Source organism: Streptosporangium amethystogenes subsp. fukuiense, assembly GCF_042665875.1.
Lineage (GTDB): Bacteria > Actinomycetota > Actinomycetes > Streptosporangiales > Streptosporangiaceae > Streptosporangium > Streptosporangium fukuiense.
The window spans coordinates 5032075-5055536 of sequence record NZ_JBHTEE010000001.1 but is presented as its reverse complement, the minus strand read 5'-3'; the positions used below and the strand labels follow the sequence as shown (position 1 = coordinate 5055536).

Here is a 23462-nt window from a genome sequence, read left to right as displayed (position 1 = left end):
GGGAGTATGGCTGACAACGAGCTGGGAGACTTTCTGCGGGCACGCCGTTCGGGCCTGCGGCCTGAGGACGTCGGCATGGCGACCTACGGGGTCCGCAGGGTCGCCGGACTGCGGCGCGAGGAGGTCGCCGTTCTGGCCGGTATGAACGCCGACTACTACACCCGCCTGGAACAGGGGCGCGAACGCCATCCCTCACCCCAGGTGCTCGACGCCCTCAGCCGTGCCCTGCATCTGGACGCCGACGCCCGCGCGCACCTGTACCGGCTGGCGGGCGCCGCGCCGAACGAGCGGCCAGACCAGATCCGGGACACGGTCGGTCCCGCACTGCGCCAGCTGATGGACGGCTACCCGAACACTCCCGCGTTCGTCGTCAACCGCACCCTGGACATCCTCGCCGCCAACGCGCTGGCCGAGGCCCTGTTCTCGCCCTTCGAGCCCGCCGACAACCTGGCCCGGATGACCTTCCTCGACCCCGCCGGGCGGCACTTCTACACTCGCTGGAACTGGGCCGCCCAGGCCACCGTGGCCAACCTGCGGCAGGCGGCCGGCTTCGACCCCGGGCATCCCCGGCTCCGCGAGCTCGTACGGATCCTGACCGAGCAGAGCGGCGAGTTCGCGGCCCTGTGGAGCGCCCACGACGTGCGGGGCAAGACCCGGGACGCGAAACACCTCATGCACCCGGACGTCGGCCCCCTGGTCCTTACCTATCAGGCCTTCGACGTACGCGACGCGCCCGGCCAGCAACTGATCATCTACCATGCCGAACCCGGCAGCCCCAGTGCCCAGGCACTCACCCTGCTCGGCAGCATAGGCGCCACCCGACGACAGCCCCTGGACCGTTCGGCCGATTGAGTGCCCGTGACCTCCTCTGAAGCGACGGCCTGGAGGGGGCGGCGAGGGCTCGTGGTGCTCGGCCGAGCGGGAGAAGGGCGGTTCGTGGCATAAGGTAGATGGCTGTTGCGTTCCACAGGGGCGCATGCAATGACCGCTCGGCGGCCGCGACAGCGGTATCACCCCGGTCGAAGCCCACCACCCCCGGTGGGCTCCCGAGCCGGGCGGAGTCTCCGTCTGGATGTTGGACGGAGATCTGTTGAAGTCGTACTTCGCCGTGCTCAGTACGCCCGGAGCCTGGCGGTTCCTCGTCCCCGCGTTCGCCGCGCGCCTGCCGTACGCGATGCTCCAGCTCGGCGTCCTGCTGCTCGTGCAGTGGTCCACCGGCTCGTACGGTGTGGCGGGTGTCGCCGCTGCCGCCGCCGCGGTGGCGGCGGCGCTGGCCGGTCCGCAGTCCGGGCGGCTGGCCGACAGGCACGGTCAGGCGAAGGTGCTGTTCCCGCAGGTCGGTCTGCACGCCGCCGCGCTGGGCACGCTGCTCGTGCTGGCCTCCGCCCATGCCCCGGCCCCGGCGCTGGTGGTCGTCGCGGCACTGGCCGGTGCCACGGTGCCGCAGATCGGCTCGATGGTCCGGGCCCGCTGGGCGCACCTGCTCGGCGGCTCGGGCAGGCTCGATGTGGCCTTCGCCCTGGAGTCCATCACCGACGAGCTGACCTTCACCCTCGCCCCGGTGCTACTGGTGGCCATCTCGACCGGGTTTTCACCGGTCTGGGCACTTCTACTGGCACTGATCATGATCGTGATCGGGACGCTGCTGTTCGCCCTGGTCGGCAAGGGGGCTCCCGAGCCGATGCCGGTCCGGGTCCGTGCCCAGCGCGGGGTGTTCCGGCTGCGGGGGGTGGCCGTGCTCGCGGGTGCCTTCGTCGCCATCGGCACCGTCTTCGGCAGCCTCCAGGTCGGCATCACCTCCTACACCGCCGCACTCGGCCAGGCAGGGACGGCGGGGTCGATCTACGCGACCTTCTCGGGGGCCAGCTTCGTCGGCGGCATCCTCTACGGCGTCGTCCGCTGGCGGGCGGGTGCCCCGATCCGTCTCGTGGCGGGCGTCGGACTGCTCTCCGCCGCCACCGCCGTCCTGATGTTCGCCACGTCCATCCCCATGCTGTACGGCGGGGCGGCCCTGGCCGGGTTCGTCATCGCCCCCGCGGTGATCACCGGCTACACGCTGGTCGAGACCCTGGTGCCCAGCGAGGTCAGGACCGAGGCGTTCACCTGGCTCACCGGCGCGATCGGCCTGGGCATCGCGACCGGCGCCGCCGTGGCCGGTCAGCTCGTGGACCGCTTCGGCGAGGCCCTGGCCTTCCTGGTCCCGCCGATCACAACCGGCCTGGCGGCCGCGCTGGTTCTGATCTTCCTCCGGACCCTGAGGCCCGCCGTCCAACACTCCCAGCCCCGCGAACTGGCCCCGGCCGCCTGAGACACCCCCGGTTCTCCGCCTGCTGCGAGAACTCGGGACGGACGGTGATCCCACCTGTCCTCGCGCCAGGAAGAACACGTCCAGAGGGACACGGATCATGCGGCTGATCGGACACGTGATGATCGTTCGATCAGCCGTGGGCGGCACGTTCGAGCTGTTCACCTCACTCCGAGGCGGAGCGTGGCAAGGAAGAGGGACCGCGTTCCGCGGTCCTTCGGGTGCGGGGGGCTTCAGGCGTTCGCGGCCTGGCGGGCGCGGCGGGCCTCGCGGCGCTCGACGAAGCGGGAGGCGGTGGTCTCCAGACGGTCGAGGAACTCGGCGAGCTCCTCGCGGGCCTTCTCGCCCTCGGGGCCGAGGTCCTTCAGGTTGAACACGTCCCACTGGCGCAGGACCGGCTGCAGCACGTCGTCCATGTGCAGGCGCAGGTCGTAGATCCCGGCGTTGGCGATGGTCATGGCCTTGCGGGTGAAGCCCTCGATGCCGGTACCGGGCATCTGGAAGGTGGTGACGACGTCGGTCACCGCGCGCATGGTCTGGTCGGGGGCGAGCTGGAAGGCCGCGTTGAGCAGGTTCCGGTAGAAGAGCATGTGCAGGTTCTCGTCGGCGGCGATCCTGGCGAGCAGGCGCTCGCAGTTCGGGTCCAGGGAGGCCTTGCCGGTGTTGCGGTGCGAGATGCGGGTGGCCAGCTCCTGGAAGGAGACGTAGGCGACCGAGGCGAGCACGCCCTCGTAGGAGTTGGTGAAGCCCTCGCCCATGTGCACCATCCGGGCACGCTCCAGCGCGACCGGGTCGACCGCGCGGGTGACCGTCAGGTAGTCGCGGATGGCGGTGCCGTGGCGGCCCTCCTCGGCGGTCCAGCGGTGCACCCAGGTGCCCCACGCCGCGTCGCGGCCCAGGGTCGTGGCGATCTCGTGGTGGTAGCTGGGGAGGTTGTCCTCGGTCAGCAGGTTGACGATGAGGGAGATCCGGGCCTCTTCGGGGATCTTGGTGTCGGACTCGTCCCAGGCGTCCCCCTCGAAGAGACCGTCGTAGTTCCGGCCTTCCGACCAGGGCACATACTCGTGCGGGAACCACTCCTTGGCCATCTTGTGGTGCCGGTCCAGCTCTCCCGCGACGACGGGCTCAAGTTCGAGCAGCAGCTCGGTCTCACTGAACTTTCGCATCAGGCCTCTCCCTCAAAGACTACGCAACCGTAACCTACGTTAGCGTAGGTAATACCCTGTCGGGTACGTGCGACACGCCTCATTCACTCGCCGGTAAGCGAGCGGAGGGGGCGGCCTCGTCGTCAGAGGCGACCTATCGGCTGGTGAGGGCGCCGGGCGTCGTTCGGGCCGGGCTGGATGGGGACCGTCACACCCCGGTCGCTCCCGGGCCGCCGGTGGCCGAGGCGGTCGGTCGCGTCGTCGCCGTCCAGGTGGCCTGATCGCAGGGCGGCGAGGAGGACCAGCGTCATCTCGGAGAGCAGCAGCAGACGCTGCGCCAGGCCGTAGTGGTCGGGGCCGCCGATCAGATCCGAGACCAGCGAGCCCGGGTGGGCGGCCAGGAACCAGGCCAGCAGCACCACGGAGGCGACAGCGGCCCCCGCCAGTGCCCGGCTCCCGGACCGGCGGCCGAGCATCCACCCCGCGCAGGGCAGCGCGGTGAAGACGACGGCCGCCGACCAGCGGTGGATCTCCCCGCCGATCGAGGTGACACCGGGCGCCGCGTCGGTGGGGAACGTGGCGGTGAGCAGGAGTCCCAGTGCCGAGGCGACGAACAGCGCGCGCGCCGCGGCGCCGCGCACCGGGTCCACCCTGGCCAGCAGGTACGCGACCCAGAGGCAGCCCATGGCCAGGGCGATCGTGCCGCCGGTCATCGCCCAGGCACTGTCAACGCGCAGCGCGTACTCGCTGACCAGGCCGTTCAACGGGCTCACCGCGTCCGCCGAGGCCAGGTGCGCGTAGCCCATCGCGGCCAGGGCGAGCAGCGGCCCGGCCACACCCGGCAGCCGGGACGGCAGGTCCTTGTTCATCGTGCGGCCTTTCGGTAAAACGCTGTGGAGTCCATCGCCCCGCCTCCCGGTGAATCGTCTCGGGGTTCATTGCATCGCCTCCGGTGTTTCGCCCCGGAGTTCACCGCGCCATGTCCTGGTAGATCACCGCGCCACCTCCCGGTAGATCGCCTCGAACCTGGCCAGGGAGGCCTGGTGGTCGTGGGTCAGCGCGATGGCGCGGCTCGCGGTGCCCATCGAGGCACGCAGTCCCGGTGAGGCGAGCAGGGTACTCAGGTGCCGCGCCAGTTCCCGGACATCGCCCGGTGAGAACAGGCCACCGTTCTCGCCGGGCCGTACCAGGTGCGGCAGGGCCATCGCGTCGGCGGCGACGACCGGCAGGCCGGTGGCCATGGCCTCCAGCGTGGCGATGCTCTGCAGCTCCGCGACGCCCGGCATGGCGAAGACGTCGGCGGCGGCGTATGCCTGGGGCAGCGCCTCGTCCGGCACGAAACCGAGGAAGGTCACCCGGTCGCCGACTCCGATCCGGTCGGCCAGCCGGGCCAGTGCGGCCCGTTGCCCGCCGGTGCCGACCAGCGCGATCTGCGCGTCGGCGTTGTTGAGCACGTGCGGCAGGGCACGGATGAGCTCGTCCAGCCGCTTCTCCTCGTCCAGCCGGCCGACGAACAGGATGGTGTCCCGGTCGGGCAGGCCGAAGGCCCCGCGCGCCCACGCCTTCGGCTCGGCACGCGGCTGGAACCTCGCCAGGTCGATGCCGCAGGAGACGGGCTCCACCGGCGGGCCGAAGCCCTTCGCGGTGAGCAGTCCCGCCGCGATTCTGGTGGGTGTGGTGACCCGGTCCGCCCGGGAGAAGACCCGGTTGAAGTCCTTCCAGGCCAGCGCGCCCGCCCTGGTGCGGAGCCGTTCGGGGATGTGCGCGAACTGGAAGAGGTTGTCCGGCATGAAGTGGTTGGTCGCCACGACGGGGATGCCGGCACGCCGGGAGGCGGAGATCGCCGCGCGGCCGACGACGAAGTGCCCCTGGGTGTGGACCACGTCGGGGGAGATCTCGTCGATGAGCCGGTCCAGCCGGGTCGGCACCGAGACGCGCATGGTCGGGTGGACCAGCACCGGTGCCGAGCGCAGCCGGTGCACGGTCACCCCCTCCACCCGCTCGGTCCCGGCCGGGCCCAAGGCCGAGGCGCACACCACGTGGACCTCGTTGTCCCGCTCGGCCAGGCCCCGGGCCAGCCGGTGCGTGAAGTAGGCGGCGCCGTTCACGTCCGGCGGGTAGGTGTCGGTGGCGATCAGCACCCGGCGAGGCCGGGTGGGAAGGACGGCGGGGACCCGCGCGGGGATCGGCAGGGCGGTGGCGGACGGCATGGCCATCAGGACTCCGTTCATCGTGCTGTTCATCGCGCTGTCACGTCGTGCGATGGGGACATCGGGGTGGTGCGGGCCAGTGAGACGGTTCCGGCGGCGGTGAGCGCCGCCGCCGCCAGTGCGGTGAGCACCGCCGCCACGCCGGTCGGCAGTGGTTCACCGAGCAGGAGGGCGCCGAAGACGACGGCGGTGAGGGGGTCGGACACCTGGAGGGCGGCGAAGGCGACGCCGAAGTGGCCGACGGCGTAGGCGCGCTGGAGCAGGGCCAGTGCGATCAGAGCGGGCATCGGGACGGCGAGCAGGAACCAGAACTCCCCGCCCCCGTCGACCAGGACCCGGGTGAGCGTGGCGGTCGCGCCGTACAGCACGCCCGCGCCCATGGCGAGCAGGCAGGCTCTCGCGGCGGGGGAGGCCTGCCTGGCGGCGGCCCACAGCGCCAGGGAGGCGGCGGCCGCCCCCGCGAGCAGGGCCACCGCCTCCCCGGTGCCGAGGTGCGGGTCGCCGCCCTGGTCGGGCACGACCAGCACCAGGCCGATCAACCCGATCGAGATCACCGCGGCGGCGGCCAGTTCGCCCGGCCGCGGCCTGCGACGTCGCAGCGCGGCGGCGCAGGGCAGGGCGAACAGCAGGCTGGCCACGCCCATCGGCTGTACCACGGTGAGCGGGCCGTACTTCAGCGCGACGACGTGCAGGGCCGTGCCCGCCGCGATGGCCAGGCCACCGAGCAGCCACCTGGGGCGGCGGACAAGGTGTCTCAGGACGGCGTGGGAGGTGCTCGACGCCTCGAACTGCTGCAGCGCGGCGCCGAGTGCGAAGAACAGGGAGCCCAGCAACGCCAGGCCTGCCGCCAGCACGGTCATGCGCACTCCTCCCAACCAGATGAAGCCATGGCGAGATGACCGGATCGCCTCGGGAAGGCGTCCGGTGGGGGTCTCGCGATGAACAGTGGAAGCGTCCCGTGGCCGGAGGTGCCGGAGCCATCGGGATTAACCCTGACTTCTCGGGGAATTCCCCGGGATTCGCATCGGGGCTGTTGACTAGCTGGCTTCTCTTGTCATAGTTTCGCGGGCATGGATCTCGTGGGCGCCTGGCGCCTGGTCGAGTGGCGGATCGTCAGTGCCGGAGGAAGGGTTTCGCACCCCTTCGGCGCCGACGCGGTAGGGCTGCTCTGCTACACCCCCGACGGCCACATGAGTGCGACCATCGCGCGCGCCGGGCGATCCCCGCTACCCGGTGTCAGCCCGCGGAAGGCGCCCCCGGAGGTGCTGGCCGAGGCGTTCACCTCGTTCTTCGCCTACGCGGGCCGCTACGAGATCCGCGACGGGTACGTCGCCCACGACGTCGAGCTGTCGCTCAACCCGGCCTTCGTCGGCACCGTCCAGATCCGCGAGCTGAACGCCGACGGCGACCGTCTGGTGCTGGCGGCGGAGGAGGACGGCCGGTGGCACACTCTGATCTGGAAGCGATCATGAATGCCGACGGCGTCGGTCGCCGGAGGTGACCAGGCTCGCCTGCGGCTCCGCCGGGACCCGAGGCCGGCGCAGGTAGCGGACGACCTCGACCGCGGCGGTGATCGTCACGGCGATCCCGAGACCGAGCAGCAGGCCCTTGACCGGGTCGTTCTCGAAGGCCGCGCCGCCCACGTAGCCGATCAGTCCCGAGTAGAGCGCCCAGGAGAGCGCGGCCACCGCGTCGAAGAGGGCGAACGAGCGCCGGGGGTAGGCGACCGCGCCCATGGTGAGGGTGCAGGCGGTACGGCCGCCCGGGATGTAGCGGGCCACCACGAGGATCAGCCCGCCCCGTTCCGCCAGTGCCCGCTCCGCCCAGGCGAACGTCCTGCGGCTGCGCCTGCCGTTACGCAGCCGGTTGTTGGCGCCGCGCCCGATGGCGTACGAGACGTGGTCACCCGCGAACGCGCCCAGCGCGGCCGCCGCGACGATCAGCGGCAGGTCGGGCGCGCCGATGGCGGCGGCGAACACCCCGGCGGTGATGACGGACGTCTCGGCCGGCACCACGGGGAAGAACCCGTCGAGTAACGCCAGCGCGAACAGCGCCGGATAGATCCAGGGAGACGCCATCACGTCGTGCAGGGTGTCAAGGATTGCCTGTGTCACACCGGGCTCCAGTCAGGGGGCGGGGATGTCTCGTACGGAACGCTGACACCCCCGGTGATCTCCGGACATCCGGGAGAACCCCCGAGGTCTCCGGTCATGCCCCTGAGATCACCATGAGATCCGTCCCGCCGACCCTAGGAACCGGGCACGGCCCGCCACATCCCCCGAACGGCCCCGACCACCTCCGACTTTCGTCGGGGAGCGACACGGAGGCCCGCGCACGGAGCGGGAACGCTCAGTTGAGCTGCCAGATGGCGAGATTCAGCGAGGACGCGTAGGTCACCCAGAGCAGGTAGGGGACCAGGAGCCAGGCGGCGGGGCGGCTGATCCGCCAGAACAGCACGATGTTGAGCACGATGGCCAGCCAGAGGACGACGATCTCCGCGAACGCCAGGCCGTACTGCCCGGCGCCGAAGAACAGCGGTGTCCAGGCCGCGTTGAGGATCAGCTGGACCGCGTAGACACCGAGCGCCGGGGTCAGGCCGCGCGCCGACCAGGCGAGCCAGCCGGACAGGGCGATCATGATGTACAGCACCGTCCAGGCCGGGCCGAACAGCCACTGCGGCGGCGCCCACGGCGGGCGCTCCAGTGACAGGTACTCGCCGCCGGCGTTGACGGCCGCCAGTGACCCCACCACCGCCACCAGCACGAGCGCGACGACGAACACCGGAAGCCCGGCCCAACGTTTTGGTATCCGATCCATGGCCATGCGAACCTCCCTGCCCTCTTTTCGCGCGTTCATCGCGCGGAGGCCGCCCCGTCAGGCGGGCGGGGCGGTGAGGGGGTCGTAGTGCAGGCGGCGTAGCACCCGGCGGAAGGCGTACAGCGAGAAGGCCACGGCCAGGCCGCTGATCACGGCCACGGTCGAGGTACGGACCAGCAGGTAGGTGCCGATCGACTCGTGCAGCAGCAGCCAGATGCTCACCGCGGAGTTGGCCAGCAGCACGAAGGCCCACAGCAGGGTGATGCGGGCGAAGAACCGGCGGACCCGCTCGTGTCTCAGCACCGCCGACGGCAGGTGGATGTAGTCGAGGGTCAGCCGCTGCACCAGCGGGCGGTTGAGCCGGACCGAGGCGAGGAAGACCATGCTGATGCAGATCGTCCCCAGCTCGGGCTGGAGGAAGTAGAGCACCGCGCTCCCGGTCCAGAACCCCAGCAGCGCCCGGACGGTGATCGCGATGACGGCGAGGATCATCGTCCCGGGCACCGGAATCCGCCGGACCAGCCGCCACCCCACCCCCGCGTACACCCAGGTGACCGCGGCGACCAGCGCGCCCCGCAGGCCGAGGACGGCCAGCGCGGCGTAGAAGACGGCGAGGGGGGCGACGACGCCCTCAAGCAGTCTCGGCGCCGCCTGTCTGGCCAGAGCGGCGAGGCGGGGGAGGACGATGGGCTGATGGCTCATGACGCTCCACGGGCTGGTGCGATGGTGGGCGCTTGGACGTTCGCGCCTACCCCGGCACGACGTACACATGCCGACCATGTCGAGGGCGATCGCGGAGATCGCCGTCTCCGGCTGTTCACCGGCCACTCACCGTATCTGACCGAGGTCCACCTTCTCGTGAAAACCGCTCATTACCATCTCAATCGGGTGCGAGGGAAGTGTGAATTATTACGATTAATGAAGACGATCACTTGCCCGGTAACGGTTGAGAAACGGAAGCTTTCCCGATTGGGTCCGGTCCGCGACCATGGGAGACATGGCAGTGCTGAGCACGCGCGCGTCCCGCCGTTCCACCGAGGGCGTCGCGAATGTGGCGGCCCAGCTCATCGGCTGGCCCGACCTGGCGCTGAAACGCACCCGCCGGGGGCTGGGATTTCGCTCCGGCGGCCGGGAGATCGTCAGAATGTCCGGCGATCACACCGCGGAACTGCTCCTCACCACCGACGTGATCGATCGGTGGGCCCGGGTGCTCACCGACTGCCGGCGGGTCACTCCGGGCGCGGACGCCGGGTGGGTGGCCATGACCATCGAGGGACGGGCCGACGCCGAGTTGTTCCTCTCGCTGGTCAGCGTCGCGATCAAGGTCAACCAAGGGTCGCGGTAGCCAGCCGCACGCCGAAGCCGATGAAGAGCGCGCCCACGCCCGTCCGCAGCGCCGTCGACATGCCGCGGCGAGCCCGGAACCGGCCGACCAGGAACGTGCCACCGAAGATCAGCGCCGACAGGTAGAGCACGCTGAACACCTGGCAGATCGCGCCCAGGATCAGGAACGACAGCGCGGGGGTGCCGTAGGCGGGGTCCACGAACTGGATGAAGAACGAGATGAAGAACAGGATCGCCTTCGGGTTCATCAGGCTGATCACCAGGGCCTTGCGGAAGGGGCTCTCCGCGGTCCGCTCCGGTTCGGGGGCCGCCGCCCGCGCGGCCTCGGGGGAGCGCCGTGAGCGCCAGGCCCCCCGCAGCATCTGGAACCCGATCCAGGCCAGGTAGGCCGCCCCGGCGTACTTGACGACGTTGAACAGGATCGGCGTCGACTTCAGCAGTGACGCGACCCCCGCCGCGGCGAGCACCATCAGGACGGTGTCGCCGAGGAAGACCCCCATCACCCCTCGATACCCCTGGCGTACCCCGCGCTGGGCGGCGGTGCTCAGCACGTACAGCGAGTTCGGGCCGGGCAGCAGGATGATGAAGAAGGCGCCGACCACGTAGGTCCAGATGTCGGTGATGCCAAAGAACATGGTGGTGCTCCAGGGGGCGGTATGGGATGCCTCGCTACCGTACCGCCGGAGATGTGCCTGCCGGCCGGTGGGTCCGATGGTCGGCAAGTTAGGTCGCCCGGTTTACCTTTAATTCCTATCGAATTAACATGAAATAGCTCGGGGGGTGTACCGCGAAACAACGAGTGAGGTCGTGAGATGAGCGAGACAGATCCCCCAACCGCGGACGACGGCCGGACGGCGATCAACGAGGACTGGGCGGCGACGGTCGTCGGGCTGGTGCTCCTGGCGCTGGTGCTCCTCGGCGTCATCCCCGTCGGGCTGGTGCCCTGATGAGCGCCGGGAGGCGAGAGAAGGTGGAGATCGGCGCGGCCGTCTCCGGGAGTGGCGGGGGGTGGGCGCTGCTCGGCGTCCTGGTCGTCCTGCTGCTGGCCGCGGCCACCCGCTACCTGGACAAGAACGTGCCGGACCTGCTTGAGGGCACCGCGCTCGGGGACATCGGCGCCGCCGTCGAGTATCCGGTGTACGCGATCATCCTGGGACTGGCGGGAAACGCGGTCCTGACCGCGACCGGGCTGCGCGACCGCCTCGCCGGAGGTTTCCGCACCGAGTTCTTCATCAAGACCGGTCTCGTCCTGTTGGGCGCCTCGATCAACCTCAAGGTGATCGTCACGGCCGCCGGTCCCGCGATCATCCAGGCGATCGTGCTGATCACCGCGGTTTTCCTGTTCACCTGGTGGCTCGGCGGCAGGCTCGGCCTGGACGACAGGCTCCGCGCGCTGCTGTCGGCCGCGGTGTCGATCTGCGGGGTGAGCGCGGCCATCGCGGCGGCGGGCGCCGTCCAGGCCAGGCGCGAACAGCTCGCCTACAGCGCCAGCCTGGTGATCGCCTTCGCCCTGCCGTCCATCTTCGTCCTGCCCTGGCTGGCCGGGGTCTTCGGGCTCAGCCCGGAGGTGGCGGGGGCGTGGATCGGCGGCAACATCGACACCACCGCCGCGGTGACCGCCGCCGGCGCGATCGTCGGAGATGACGCGCTCGCGGTGGCGAGCATCGTGAAGGTCACCCAGAACGCGCTGATCGGTGTGGTGACCATCGCGCTGACCGCCTACTTCGCCTTCCGGATCGAGCGCCGTGCCGACGCGGAGCGCCCGGGGCCGGGAGAGTTCTGGCGGCGTTTCCCGAAGTTCGTGCTCGGCTTCGTCGCGGCCTCGGTGATCGCCACCTGGTGGCTGTCCACGGTGACCGCCGCGGCGGGCAAGGCGACCATCGGGGTGGTCAACGACCTGCGGGTCTGGTTCCTGATCCTGGCCTTCGTCAGCATCGGCCTGGAGTTCCGGGTGGCCTCGCTCAGGGAGGCCGGCTGGCGCCCGGTGGGGCTCTTCGCCGCCGCGACCGCGGTCAACGTGGTCGTCGCCCTAGGGCTGGCCCTGCTGCTCTTCAGCGGTTTCGACGTCACCTGAGGTTCGGGTGAGGCGCGCGTCCGGTGCGGTTCGCCGTGCCGGACGCCGAAGCCGTGCCGGGGAACCGGGCTTTGGAACGTTCCTGTCCGGCGGTGCGGCGATTGACGTTTTTGGGCCTTGTGGCAGGACTCTGTCAAGGCTACGATCACGACAACTCTTAGGAAACTTTCCTAAAAGAAGTGCCGAATGGGGGTGCCCTTGGCTCGTGCGCCCCCTGTGACCAGATCATGAGCTGCGAAAACCCGGCGGCGTGAGCCGCCGCAACCGAAGGTCCGACCGTCCGGACGCCTCACCCCCCAGGTTCCACGTCCATGGGAGCGATCATGCGGCGCACCTTTCCCCTCCTCGTCCTGACAGCGGTTGCAAACCCTCGCCGCGCCCTGTCCGCGCCCGGCGCCCTCGCCCCGGCCATGCCCGGCGCCCCCGTCCCGGCCGCTTCCGGCGCCGCCGTCGCCGCACTCTCACCCGCCGATCGGCGACGCCCGGAGCGTGCGACGGTGGCGGCGCCCGTGACTCGATGAGCCCGGCGGTCCCCGGCGTCCCGCGCTGATCAACGGAACGGTCTCGCCACGGCGGGACCGCGCCCACCTCGCCGTACGGCTCGCGTCCACGTTCGCGCCCGCGCACCTCCCCGCGTGGCGCGGGCCGTACGGTCACACCCCCCACAGAACGCATGAGGTTAACGTGAAATTACGCGCCATCGCTCGTTCTCTCGTCGCCCTGGCGGCCCTCGTCCTGGCGATGACGGTCGCACTACCCGCCCAGGCCGCATCCCCCACCGCCGTCTTCACCAAGGTCTCCGACTGGGGCACCGGCTTCGAGGGCAAGTACACGATCACCAACGGCGGTACCACCACGATCAACGGCTGGTCGGTCGCCTTCGACCTGCCCTCCGGTGCCAACATCGGTGCCTTCTGGGACGCGTCGCTGAGCCGGAGCGGGCAGCGTTTCACCTTCACCAACGTCGGTTGGAACGGCACCCTGGCGCCCGGTGCGACCGCGAGCTTCGGCTTCAACGGCAGCCCCGGCGGCATCACTCCGTCCAACTGCACGCTCAACGGCGCGGCCTGCGGCGGCGACACCGGTACCACCGTCCCCGGTAAGCCGGGTGCGGTGTCGGCGACGGGCGGGGCGAACAGTGTGGCGTTGTCGTGGGGTGCGTCGTCGGGTTCGGTGACCGGTTACCGGGTGTACGAGGGGGCGTCGGTCAGGGCGACGGTGACCGGGACGAGTGCGACGGTGTCGGGGTTGGGGGTGTGCGAGGCGCACACCTACACGGTGGCGGCGTACAACTCGGCGGGTGAGGGGCCGAAGAGCGACCCGGCCAGTGCCACCACCACCGGCTGCACCACGGGTGTCCCCGGTAAGCCGGGTGCGGTGTCGGCGACGGGCGGGGCGAACAGTGTGGCGTTGTCGTGGGGTGCGTCGTCGGGTTCGGTGACCGGTTACCGGGTGTACGAGGGGGCGTCGGTCAGGGCGACGGTGACCGGGACGAGTGCGACGGTGTCGGGGTTGGGGGTGTGCGAGGCGCACACCTACACGGTGGCGGCGTACAACTCGGCGGGTGAGGGGCCGAAGAGCGACCCGGCCAGTGCCACCACCACCGGCTGCACCACGGGTGTCCCCGGTAAGCCGGGTGCGGTGTCGGCGACGGGCGGGGCGAACAGTGTGGCGTTGTCGTGGGGTGCGTCGTCGGGTTCGGTGACCGGTTACCGGGTGTACGAGGGGGCGTCGGTCAGGGCGACGGTGACCGGGACGAGTGCGACGGTGTCGGGGTTGGGGGTGTGCGAGGCGCACACCTACACGGTGGCGGCGTACAACTCGGCGGGTGAGGGGCCGAAGAGCGACCCGGCCAGTGCCACCACCACCGGCTGCACCACGGGCCCGCTGCCCAAGCACTTCCTCACCGGGTACTGGCACAACTTCGACAACGCGGCGGTCGAGCTGCGGCTGTCGGCGGTGCCCAACGAGTACGACCTGGTCGCGGTCTCCTTCGGCGAGGCCACCGCCACCCCGGGCGAGGTCGTCTTCGGTGTGGACCCGGGCCTGTCGGCCTCCCTCGGCGGCTACACCGACGCCCAGTTCAAGACCGACGTGCAGACCCTCCACTCCCGCGGCAAGAAGGTCATCCTCTCGGTCGGCGGCGAGGCCGGTCGGGTACAGGTGGCGAGCGCCGCCGCCGCGACCAAGTTCGCCGACACCGTCTACGCCCTGATGCAGAACTACGGCTTCGACGGCGTCGACATCGACCTGGAGAACGGCCTCAACGCCACCTACATGGGCCAGGCGCTCCGTGCGCTGCGGGCCAAGGCCGGCGCGAACCTGATCATCACGATGGCGCCGCAGACCATCGACATGCAGTCCACCGGCGCCGAGTACTTCAAGCTGGCGCTGGACATCAAGGACATCCTCACCGTCGTCCACACCCAGTACTACAACTCCGGCTCCATGCTCGGCTGCGACCAGATGGCCGCCTACTCGCAGGGCACCGTCAACTTCATGACCGCGCTGGCCTGCATCCAGTTGGAGAACGGCCTCCGCCCCGACCAGGTGGCGCTCGGCCTGCCCGCGGGACCGGGCGCGGCGGGCGGCGGGATCGTCGCCCCCGCACTGGTCAACCAGGCCCTGACCTGCCTGGCCACCAGGACCGGCTGCGGCGGCTTCGTGCCGCCGCGCGCCTACCCCGGGATCCGTGGCGCGATGACCTGGTCCATCAACTGGGACGCCAGTAACGGCTGGAACTTCTCCAGGACCGTCAAGCCGCACCTCGCGACCCTGCCCTAAGCCCCCGAACATCCCCCCAACCGAGGAAGAAGCATGAGAATTCGACGAACGCTGACCGCGGTTCTGGCCGCGCTCGGCATGTCACTCGGCCTGTCAACGGTCGCGACCCCGGCCTTCGCGGCATCCCCCACCGCCGTCTTCACCAAGGTCTCCGACTGGGGCACCGGCTTCGAGGGCAAGTACACGATCACCAACGGCGGTACCACCACGATCAACGGCTGGTCGGTCGCCTTCGACCTGCCCTCCGGTGCCAACATCGGTGCCTTCTGGGACGCGTCGCTGAGCCGGAGCGGGCAGCGTTTCACCTTCACCAACGTCGGCTGGAACGGCACCCTGGCGCCCGGCGCGACCGCGAGCTTCGGCTTCAACGGCAGCCCCGGCGGCATCACTCCGTCCAACTGCACGCTCAACGGCGCGGCCTGCGGCGGCGGCAGCACCCCCGGCACCCCGGGCACGCCCGGCACGCCGTCGGTCACCGGCACCACCAACTCCTCGATCTCGCTGTCCTGGGGCGCCTCCAGCGGCACCGTCACCGGCTACCGCGTCTACGAGGGCGGCACCCAGCGCGCCCAGGTCACCGGGACCAGCGCCACCATCGGCTCGCTCGGCACCTGCACCTCGCACACCTACACCGTCAAGGCCTACAACGCCCAGGGCGAGTCGGCCGCCAGCGGCGCGGTGAGCGCCACCACCACCGGCTGCACCAACCCCGACCCGGTCGGCAAGATGCCCGGAGCCCCGTACCTCTACATGGGCTGGGGCAACCCGCCGAACCCCGCGACGGTCATGAGCGCCACCGGCGTGAAGTCCTTCACCATGGCGTTCATCCTGTCCAGCGGCGGCTGCACCCCCGCCTGGGACGGTAACCGGCCGCTGACCGGCGGCGCCGACCAGACCGCGATCAACCAGATCAAGGCCGCGGGCGGCAGCGTCCAGATCTCCTTCGGCGGCTGGCAGGGCAACAAGCTCGGCCCGAACTGCTCCACCCCGGCCGCCTTCGCCGGAGCGGTGCAGCAGGTCATCAACGCCGTCGGCCCGGCGGTCGTCGACTTCGACATCGAGAACACCGACGAGTTCGAGAACTACACGGTCCAGGACCGCATCCTCAACGGCCTGAAGATCGTCAAGCAGAACAACCCCAACGTCAAGGTCGTCGTCACCTTCGGCACCACCGTCACCGGCCCGAACTCCCACGGCATCCGCCTGATCAACCAGGCCAAGGCGCTGGCCGTGCCGATCGACAACTACACGATCATGCCGTTCGACTTCGGCGCCTCCAACATCTACACCGACACCGTCAACGCCTCCGAGGGCCTGAAGAACGCGCTGAAGGCGGCCAACGGCTGGACCGACGCGCAGGCGTACGCCCGGATGGGCATCTCCGGCATGAACGGCCTGTCCGACCAGCAGGAGCTGACCACGGTGGCGGCCTGGACCCAGATCCGCGACTGGGCCAAGTCCAAGGGTCTGACCCGCTTCGCCTACTGGGCGGTCAACCGCGACCGTCCCTGCCCCGGCGGCGGTGTGGTCTCCAACTGCAGCGGCATCGCCCAGAGCGACTGGGACTTCACCCGCGTCACCGCCGGCTTCTGAACCGAGCGATCCGTACGGCCCGCACCCCGCCCGGGGCGCGGGCCGTACCCCCACGACACCCTCCTAGAAATCCTTGCGGGGTAATCGGATGCACCTCAGGAAACTCGCCGCGGCCGCCGTGCTGGCGCTCGGCGGGACGATGCTCGCCACGACACCGGCCCACGCGGCCAACATCGCCACGAACCCGGGCTTCGAGAACGGGCTGACCGGCTGGACCTGCACGGCCTCCTCGGGCGCGACGGCCGTCTCCTCTCCCGTGCACGGCGGGACCAAGGCCCTGCAGGCCACCCCCCAGGGCTCGGATCAGGCCCGCTGCCAGCAGACCGTCAGCGTCAAACCGTCCTCGTCCTACTCGCTGTCGGCCTGGGTGCGCGGCGGCTACGTCTTCCTGGGGGTGAGCGGCACCGGAACGACCGACACCAGCACCTGGGCCTCCTCCCCGTCGGCATACACCCAGCTCACGCGCACCTTCACCACGGGCGCCTCGACCACCTCGGTGACGATCTACGTCAGCGGCTGGTACGGCCAGGGCGTCTACCAGGCCGACGACATCGTCCTCGACGGCCCGCCGGGAACCGGCACGCCCAACGACACCACCCCGCCGACCGTGCCGGGGAACCTCACCGTGGGCGGCCCGACCGCGAACTCACTGACCCTGGGCTGGTCGGCCTCCACCGACGACTCCGGCACCGTGGCCCGCTACGAGGTCTCCCGCGACGGCGGCGCACCCGCCGACGCGGGTTCCGGCACCGGCTACACCGCGACCGGGCTGAGCCCCGACACCGTCTACGGCTTCCGCGTGCGGGCCTGCGACGGCGCGGGCAACTGCTCGGCCTACACCTCCTCGGTGAGCGGCCAGACCGGCCGCGACACCGGCCCACCGGCCGGCGAGATCCGCTACGCCCCCTACATCGACATCACCATGCCCACGCCCTCCCTGGTGAACGCGGCGGCGGCGACCGGGGTGAAGAACTACACCCTCGCCTTCGCCCTCGGCGACAGCAGCGGATGCAACCCGGCCTGGGGCGGCACCATCCCGATCAACGACTCCCGGATCGTCAACGACGTCAGGGCGCTCCAGGCCCAGGGCGGCCAGGTCATCGTGGCGACCGGCGGCGCGATGGGACCGTACCTGGAGCACGTCTGCGGCACCTCCGCCGCGCTGGTCGCCGCCTACAAGAAGGTGCTCGACACGGTCGGCACCAACCACCTCGACGTCGACGTCGAGGCCTCGATCGACGCGGCCAAGGTCAACACCGCGCTCAAGCAGCTCCAGGCCGAACGCGGCACCGTGATCAGCTACACGCTGCGCATCCAGGGCCAGGACTACGGCGTCGACCCGTTCTCACTGTCGATCCTTCAAGACGCCGCGGCCAAGGGCCTCAACGTGATCGTGAACCCCATGCTGATGAACTTCGGCTACACCGGCAACTGGGGCGACGCGATGGTCACCGCCGCACAGGCGACCCTCGCCCAGATGAGAACCGTCTGGCCCGCCAAGACCGACGCCCAGCTCAAGAAGCTGCTGGGCCTCACCCCGATGATCGGCAAGAACGACACCGGGATGACCACCACCCAGGCCGACGCCCGCAAGCTGCTCACCTGGGCCAACGCCAACCACGTCGGCTTCGTCGGCTTCTGGTCCAGCGCCCGCGACAACGGCGGTTGCCCGAGCGGCCAGGTCTCACCGACCTGCAGCGGCATCTCCCAGTCGGCCTGGGAGTTCACCAACATCTTCAAGGGGTTCACCGGATGAGGTTCAGGAAACTCGCGGCGATCGCCGTACTGGCACTGGGCGGGACGATGCTCGCCGCGTCGCCCGCCCACGCCGCGAACATCGCGGCCAACCCCGGATTCGAGAACGGGCTGACCGGCTGGACCTGCACGGCCTCCTCGGGGGCCGCGGCGGTGTCCTCACCGGTGCACGGTGGCACGAAGGCGCTGCAGGCCACGCCGGCCGGCAACGACACCGCCCGCTGCCAGCAGACGGTCAGCGTCAGGCCGTCCTCGGCCTACACCCTGTCGGCCTGGGTCAGGGGCGGCTACGTCTTCCTCGGCGCGACCGGCACCGGCGGGACCGACCCCAGCACCTGGGTGTCCTCGCCGTCCTCCTACGCCCAGCTGTCCACCTCGTTCACCACCGGCGCCGCCACCACCTCGGTGACGATCTACGTCAACGGCTGGTACGGCCAGGGCACCTACCAGGCCGACGACTTCGTCCTGGACGGTCAGCCGGGCCAGGGGCAGCCCCCCGCCACGCCCACCGGGCTCACCGGCACCGGCAACGTCACCACCGCGTCGCTGAGCTGGAGTGCCTCTTCGGGGGCGACCGGTTACAACGTCTATCGCAACGGCACCAAGGTCGGCACCGCCACCGGGACCGCCTTCTCCGAGGCTCCCGGGGCGGGTACCCACAGCTACCAGGTGAGCGCGACCAACGCCTCGGGGGAGTCGGCGAAGTCCGGCGCGGTCTCCGTGACGGTCGGCAACGACCAGCCGCCGCCCCCGCCCGTACCGTCGGGGCTGGCCGCCACCGTCAGCGGCGCCGGCGTCTCGCTGAGCTGGAGTGCCTCTTCGGGGGCGACCGGTTACAACGTCTATCGCAACGGCACCAAGGTCGGCACCGCCACCGGGACCGCCTTCTCCGAGGCTCCCGGGGCGGGTACCCACAGCTACCAGGTGAGCGCGACCAACGCCTCGGGGGAGTCGGCGAAGTCCGGCGCGGTCTCCGCGACCGTCACCAACACGCCACCCCCCGGCGGCCTGCCCAAGCGGGTGCTGGTCGGCTACCTGCACGCCTCCTTCGCCAACGGCTCCGGCTACATCCGGATGGCCGACGTCCCCAATGAGTGGAACGTCATCAACCTGTCCTTCGGCGAGCCCACCTCGGTGACCTCGGGGGACATCCGCTTCACCCAGTGCCCGGTCGCCGAGTGCCCCAACGTCGAGTCCGAGGCGGAGTTCATCGCCGGAATCCGGGCCAAGCAGGCACTCGGCAAGAAGGTGCTGATCTCGATCGGCGGCCAGAACGGCCAGGTCCAGCTGAGCACCACGGCCGCGCGGGACAAGTTCGTCCAGTCGGTGAGCGCCATCATCGACAAGTACGGCCTGGACGGGCTGGACATCGACTTCGAAGGCCACTCCCTCTACCTCGACAGCGGCGACACCAACCTGTCCGCACCCACCACCCCGGTCATCGTCAACCTGATCTCCGCGCTGAAGACCCTCAAGGCCAGGTACGGAGCCCGGTTCGTACTGACCATGGCCCCCGAGACGTTCTTCGTCCAGCTGGGCTACCAGTTCTACGGCCCGGGACCGAACGGCTCCGCCGACCGGCGGGCCGCCTCCTACCTCCCGGTCATCCACGCGATGCGCGACGACCTGACCCTGCTGCACGTCCAGGACTACAACTCCGGGCCGATCACCGGGCTGGACAACCAGTACCACACCATGGGCACCCACGACTTCCACGTCGCCATGACCGACATGTTGCTCGCGGGCTTCCCGATCGCCGGCAACCCGGCCAACGTCTTCCCCGCGCTACGCCAGGAGCAGGTCGCCATCGGCCTGCCCGCCGCCGCGTACGCGGGCAACGGCTTCACCACGGTGGCGGAGGTCCAGAAGGCCTTCGACTGCCTGGCGAAGGGGACCAACTGCGGTCCGTACCGGCCCAGGGGGGTCTACCCGAACCTCCGCGGCCTGATGACCTGGTCCATCAACTGGGACAAATACAACGCCTTCGAGTTCTCCCGGAGCCACCGGGCCTATCTCGACGCGCTGGGCTGAGAACTCCTCGCCGCCGGGAGAGACGGACTTCCGGCGGCGAGGTTCCCTCGTCGCGGTTCGCCGCCGTCACTCATCGTGACCGCGCGCACTCCACGGGTGGCGAAGACTGGCAGAGTGGTCTCGTTTTAGAGACCGGGTGGCCGGTCGGCGGTGGGGTCCGGCAGGCTAGAGGCCGTCATGGACTACGCAATTCTCACGGGGTTCGTCCTCGTCACAGGTGTCGTGCTCGCCGTGGTCGCACAGTGGAAGGGCTGGCGGCCTTCGCTGGCGGCCGTGCTGGCGGTCGGAATCGTCTTCAGGGTGCTCATCATGACCACCTCGGCGATGGACACCTGGCAGCCGGTCGACTTCGTCAACAGCTTCAAACCCGCGGGCGAGGCGGTCCTGAACCGTGAGGATCCCGTCCTGGGGAGCAACGGCGGCTGGCACTTCCTGCCGACCATCCCCTACGTCTACGGCTTCCTGCTATGGCTGGGCATCCCCTGGGAGATCGGCGGGCGTCTGGTCACCGTGGTCGCCGACATCGCGCTGATCCCGCTGGTCGGCAAGCTCGCCGGGGGCTCCAAGGCGTCGTTGCGCGCCTTCCAGTACGCGTGCAACCCGCTGGCCATCCTGGTCGCCTCCGTACACGGCCAGGTCGAGCCGGTCGCCCTGGTCTTCGGCGTCGCCGCCTTCGTCGTCGCCCGGGGGCCCGGCGACCCCGACCGGCCAGGTATGACGACCGACGTGGTCGCGCTGGTTCGGGACAACGTCGCCTCCCGAGGCCTCTTCGGTGCCGTGCGGCACGCCGCGGGCTCCTCGGGCACGGTCCTGCGCACAGCGCTCACCCCTCGCCCCGGTGACCGGCAGTCCCTGCGCCGCGCCCTGTTCGCGGGGCTGCTGATGGGCCTGGCGCTCTGCGCCAAGAGCTGGCCGATCTGGCTCATCCCCGGCATGCTCCTGCTGCTGCCCACCGTCCGCGCCCGCGTCGTGGCGTTCGTGGCCACCGGCATCGCGCCGGTCTTCTTCCTGGTCACCCTGCCGATCTTCGCCGGCACCTCGCTGAGCCAGATCCCCGAGGTCATCCGAGTGATCCAGGACGTCCGCCCGATCGTCGGCCAGTGGGGTTACAGCGCCATCCTCATGAACGGCGTCAACGATCTGAACCAGGCGATCGCCACCTTCGGCACCCGTCTGGTCTACGTCACCCTGCTGGTGACCGCCTTCCTGTGGCGCCGCGCAGACCCGGTCGATCTCACCACGGCGCTGCTGATCGCCTTCATGGTCGCCACTCCCCGGCTCGGCGCGCAGTACCTCCTGTGGTTCATGCCGTTCCTGGTCGCCCGCCCGGCCCGTTTCGCCTGGCCGGCCATCATCGGCGTGTCCTTCTGGGCCGCGTACGGCTACCTCTACATGACCCAGTTCGACTCCGCCACCTGGCGGAGCCTCCATGTCTTCTGGTCCCAGGGCTCCATCGTGCTCCTGCCGATCCTGGCGCTCGCGATGCCATGGGCGCGCCGCGTCTTCAAAGCGCCTGACGCTCCCGAGGAACCGCCGCCCCTGCGGTCCGTCCCGGCCTCCGCCTGACCTGCCACCGCCGTGACGGGCGTCGCCACCTGCTTTCGGCCCGTCACGGAGGAGGCACTGGTGCTCCCGATCGCCTCGGCCGGCGGCCGGAGCCGGGTGGGCGGCGGAGCGGTGGCGCCGGAGATCGTCCGAGTCCCGGGCGCGACTTGACTTTGACCAAGCACTTGCTCAAGATCCGGGTGTGGTGACATTCGCGGACCTGATCCGGGCGCGGGCCGGTGACGAACATCCCGGCCTGCGCTTCGAGGACGAGAGCTACAGCTGGGCGCGGATCGTCCACGAGGCGGAGCTGCGGGCGGCACTGGCCCTGGACACGCGGGAGCCGGGCCGCCCGTTCCACCTCGGTGTCCTGCTGGAGAACGTCCCCGAGTACGTCTTCTGGATCTTCGCCGCGGCCCTCTCGGGCGCGACCCTGGTCGGCATCAACCCCACCCGGCGCGGCGCGGAACTCGCCGCGGACATCCGGCACACCGATTGCCGCCTCGTCGTCACCGACACCCCGCGCTCCGCCCTGCTCGACGGTCTCGACCTCGGGCTGCCACCCGGCCGGGTCCTGCTCGCCGACACCGACGGCTACCACGCGCTGCTGGCCCGCCGCACCGGCACCGAGGCGCGGGCGGCCCTCGACGCCGAGAAGCCGCCGCGGCCCGAGGAGGCGTTGCTGCTGCTCTTCACCTCGGGATCGACCGGCTCGCCGAAGGCGGTGATCTGCGGCCAGGGGCGGCTGGCGGCCATAGCGGGCAGGGGAGGCCAGTTCGGGATCGACCGGGAGTCGGTGACCTACCTCGCGATGCCGCTCTTCCACGGCAACGCCGTCATGGCCAACCTGGCGATGGCCACCGGCGTGGGCGCGACGGTGGCGATGCGCCGCCGCTTCAGCGCCTCGGAGTTCCTCACCGACATCCGCAGGTACGGTGTCACCTACTTCAACTACGTCGGCCGCGCCCTCGCGTACATCCTGGCCACTCCCGAACGCGACGACGACTCCCGCAACCCGCTGCGGGCCGCCTTCGGGACCGAGGCCTCCTCCCGCGACCTGACCGAGTTCGCCCGGCGGTTCGGCGCCCGGATCATCGAGGGGTACGGCTCCTCCGAGGGGGCGATCGCGATCAGCAAGGTTCCCGGAACCCCGGCCGACGCGCTCGGCCTGCCGCAGCGGGGGATGGACGTCGCCGTCCACGACCCCGCCACCGGCCGTGAGTGCCCGCGGGCCCGCTTCGACGACAGCGGCGGGCTGGTCAACGGACACGAGGCGATCGGCGAGATCGTCCGGCGCGACGCCTCCTTCGAGGGCTACTACAACAACGCCGAGGCGGACGCCCAGCGGCTCCGCGACGGCTGGTACTGGAGCGGCGACCTCGCCTACCGCGACAGCGCCGGATACTTCTACTTCGCGGGCAGGGACGCCGACCGGCTCCGGGTGGACAGCGAGAACTTCGCCGCCGCCCCCGTCGAACGCATCCTCGCCCGCTACCCGGGCACGGTCATGTGCGCCGTCTACGCGGTGCCCGACCCGCGCACCGGCGACCAGGTCATGGCCGCGCTGGAACTCGACGACGACTTCGAACCCGCCGGATTCGCCGCGTTCCTCAACGCCCAGCCCGACCTCGGCACCAAATGGGCTCCCCGCTTCGTACGGCTGACACCGGAGATGCCGCTCACCGCCACCAACAAGGTGGACAAGAGCGCTCTGCGGCGCCAGCTGTGGGAGTGCGCCGACCCGGTGTGGTGGCGGCCGGGACGCGACCTCGCCTACGTCCCGCTGACCGAGGAGGCGTGCTGGGCACTGCGTGCCAGGTTCGTCGACTTCGGCCGCGCCCGGCTGCTTCCCTAGCGCC

General features: G+C 70.5%; 20 protein-coding genes. 12 read left to right on the top strand and 8 right to left on the bottom strand.

Annotated elements, in window-relative coordinates; translation table 11 throughout:
• Positions 1 to 6: 6 nt before the first annotated feature.
• Both ACFQVD_RS21495 and ACFQVD_RS21490 read left to right on the top strand, forming a co-directional pair.
• Positions 7 to 852, top strand: a complete 846-nt coding sequence (locus ACFQVD_RS21495; RefSeq protein WP_343982465.1) for a helix-turn-helix transcriptional regulator — start codon at positions 7 to 9, stop codon at positions 850 to 852.
• Positions 853 to 1072: 220 nt separating this feature from the next.
• Entirely contained in the window at positions 1073 to 2308 is a 1236-nt protein-coding gene (locus ACFQVD_RS21490; RefSeq protein ID WP_386271870.1) for an MFS transporter, read from the top strand.
• A gap of 230 nt (positions 2309 to 2538) precedes the next feature.
• Here the strand turns inward: ACFQVD_RS21490 and ACFQVD_RS21485 are convergent, their stop codons facing one another.
• The 4 genes from ACFQVD_RS21485 to ACFQVD_RS21470 form a co-directional block, all read right to left on the bottom strand.
• Positions 2539 to 3471, bottom strand: a complete 933-nt coding sequence (locus tag ACFQVD_RS21485; RefSeq protein WP_343982460.1) for an acyl-ACP desaturase — start codon at positions 3469 to 3471, stop codon at positions 2539 to 2541.
• Between the two features lie 122 nt (positions 3472 to 3593).
• Positions 3594 to 4319 (bottom strand): DUF998 domain-containing protein, encoded by a 726-nt coding sequence (locus ACFQVD_RS21480; protein WP_343982457.1) that lies wholly within the window; start codon positions 4317 to 4319, stop codon positions 3594 to 3596.
• 123 nt (positions 4320 to 4442) lie between these two features.
• The gene (locus tag ACFQVD_RS21475) at positions 4443 to 5693 is read right to left on the bottom strand and encodes a glycosyltransferase (protein ID WP_343982455.1); all 1251 of its coding nucleotides are present in this window, start codon (positions 5691 to 5693) and stop codon (positions 4443 to 4445) included.
• Positions 5690 to 6520: a DMT family transporter gene (locus ACFQVD_RS21470; RefSeq protein WP_343982451.1), complete on the bottom strand. Its 831-nt coding sequence runs from the start codon at positions 6518 to 6520 to the stop codon at positions 5690 to 5692. The genes ACFQVD_RS21475 and ACFQVD_RS21470 overlap by 4 nt, the downstream gene beginning before the upstream one ends.
• A gap of 210 nt (positions 6521 to 6730) precedes the next feature.
• Here ACFQVD_RS21470 and ACFQVD_RS21465 point away from each other — a divergent pair, with 210 nt between their 5' ends.
• On the top strand, positions 6731 to 7132 hold the full coding sequence (locus ACFQVD_RS21465) for a lipocalin-like domain-containing protein (RefSeq protein ID WP_343982448.1): 402 nt from the start codon (positions 6731 to 6733) through the stop codon (positions 7130 to 7132).
• On the opposite strand, the gene ACFQVD_RS21460 is transcribed toward ACFQVD_RS21465, so the two are convergent.
• The 3 genes from ACFQVD_RS21460 to ACFQVD_RS21450 all read right to left on the bottom strand — a co-directional run bounded on the left by ACFQVD_RS21460 (position 7127) and on the right by ACFQVD_RS21450 (position 9179).
• Positions 7127 to 7774, bottom strand: a complete 648-nt coding sequence (locus ACFQVD_RS21460; protein ID WP_343982445.1) for a DedA family protein — start codon at positions 7772 to 7774, stop codon at positions 7127 to 7129. The two genes, ACFQVD_RS21465 and ACFQVD_RS21460, sit on opposite strands and share 6 nt — an antisense overlap.
• Positions 7775 to 8009: 235 nt before the next feature.
• Positions 8010 to 8483 (bottom strand): TspO/MBR family protein, encoded by a 474-nt coding sequence (locus ACFQVD_RS21455; protein ID WP_343982442.1) that lies wholly within the window; start codon positions 8481 to 8483, stop codon positions 8010 to 8012.
• A 51-nt stretch (positions 8484 to 8534) separates the two neighbouring features.
• On the bottom strand, positions 8535 to 9179 hold the full coding sequence (locus ACFQVD_RS21450) for a VC0807 family protein (protein ID WP_343982439.1): 645 nt from the start codon (positions 9177 to 9179) through the stop codon (positions 8535 to 8537).
• 295 nt (positions 9180 to 9474) lie between these two features.
• On the opposite strand from ACFQVD_RS21450, the gene ACFQVD_RS21445 reads away from it, so the two are divergent.
• Entirely contained in the window at positions 9475 to 9822 is a 348-nt protein-coding gene (locus tag ACFQVD_RS21445; protein WP_343982436.1) for a luciferase domain-containing protein, read from the top strand.
• Here ACFQVD_RS21445 and leuE read toward each other — a convergent pair.
• Positions 9803 to 10456 carry a leucine efflux protein LeuE gene (gene leuE / locus ACFQVD_RS21440; protein WP_343982433.1) on the bottom strand — a complete coding sequence of 218 codons (654 nt, stop codon included), beginning with the start codon at positions 10454 to 10456 and terminating at the stop codon, positions 9803 to 9805. The two genes, ACFQVD_RS21445 and leuE, sit on opposite strands and share 20 nt — an antisense overlap.
• A 177-nt stretch (positions 10457 to 10633) precedes the next feature.
• Between leuE and ACFQVD_RS21435 the strand changes: the two genes are divergently transcribed.
• The 8 genes from ACFQVD_RS21435 (at position 10634) to ACFQVD_RS21400 (ending at position 23458) form a co-directional block, all read left to right on the top strand.
• Positions 10634 to 10768 (top strand): hypothetical protein, encoded by a 135-nt coding sequence (locus ACFQVD_RS21435; RefSeq protein WP_343982430.1) that lies wholly within the window; start codon positions 10634 to 10636, stop codon positions 10766 to 10768.
• Complete coding sequence (locus ACFQVD_RS21430; protein WP_343982427.1) at positions 10768 to 11895, top strand: YeiH family protein; 1128 nt, start codon at positions 10768 to 10770, stop codon at positions 11893 to 11895. The genes ACFQVD_RS21435 and ACFQVD_RS21430 overlap by 1 nt, the downstream gene beginning before the upstream one ends.
• 684 nt (positions 11896 to 12579) lie before the next feature.
• On the top strand, positions 12580 to 14679 hold the full coding sequence (locus tag ACFQVD_RS21425) for a cellulose binding domain-containing protein (RefSeq protein WP_386271863.1): 2100 nt from the start codon (positions 12580 to 12582) through the stop codon (positions 14677 to 14679).
• Positions 14680 to 14712: 33 nt separating this feature from the next.
• Positions 14713 to 16272, top strand: a complete 1560-nt coding sequence (locus ACFQVD_RS21420) for a cellulose binding domain-containing protein (RefSeq protein ID WP_343981431.1) — start codon at positions 14713 to 14715, stop codon at positions 16270 to 16272.
• A gap of 88 nt (positions 16273 to 16360) precedes the next feature.
• Positions 16361 to 18028: a carbohydrate binding domain-containing protein gene (locus tag ACFQVD_RS21415; protein ID WP_343981428.1), complete on the top strand. Its 1668-nt coding sequence runs from the start codon at positions 16361 to 16363 to the stop codon at positions 18026 to 18028.
• Entirely contained in the window at positions 18025 to 20058 is a 2034-nt protein-coding gene (locus tag ACFQVD_RS21410) for a carbohydrate binding domain-containing protein (protein WP_386368621.1), read from the top strand. Before ACFQVD_RS21415 ends, ACFQVD_RS21410 begins: the two co-directional genes overlap by 4 nt.
• A gap of 177 nt (positions 20059 to 20235) precedes the next feature.
• Complete coding sequence (locus ACFQVD_RS21405; RefSeq protein ID WP_343983052.1) at positions 20236 to 21624, top strand: hypothetical protein; 1389 nt, start codon at positions 20236 to 20238, stop codon at positions 21622 to 21624.
• Between the two features lie 181 nt (positions 21625 to 21805).
• Positions 21806 to 23458 (top strand): AMP-binding protein, encoded by a 1653-nt coding sequence (locus ACFQVD_RS21400; RefSeq protein WP_343983049.1) that lies wholly within the window; start codon positions 21806 to 21808, stop codon positions 23456 to 23458.
• Positions 23459 to 23462: the final 4 nt, after the last annotated feature.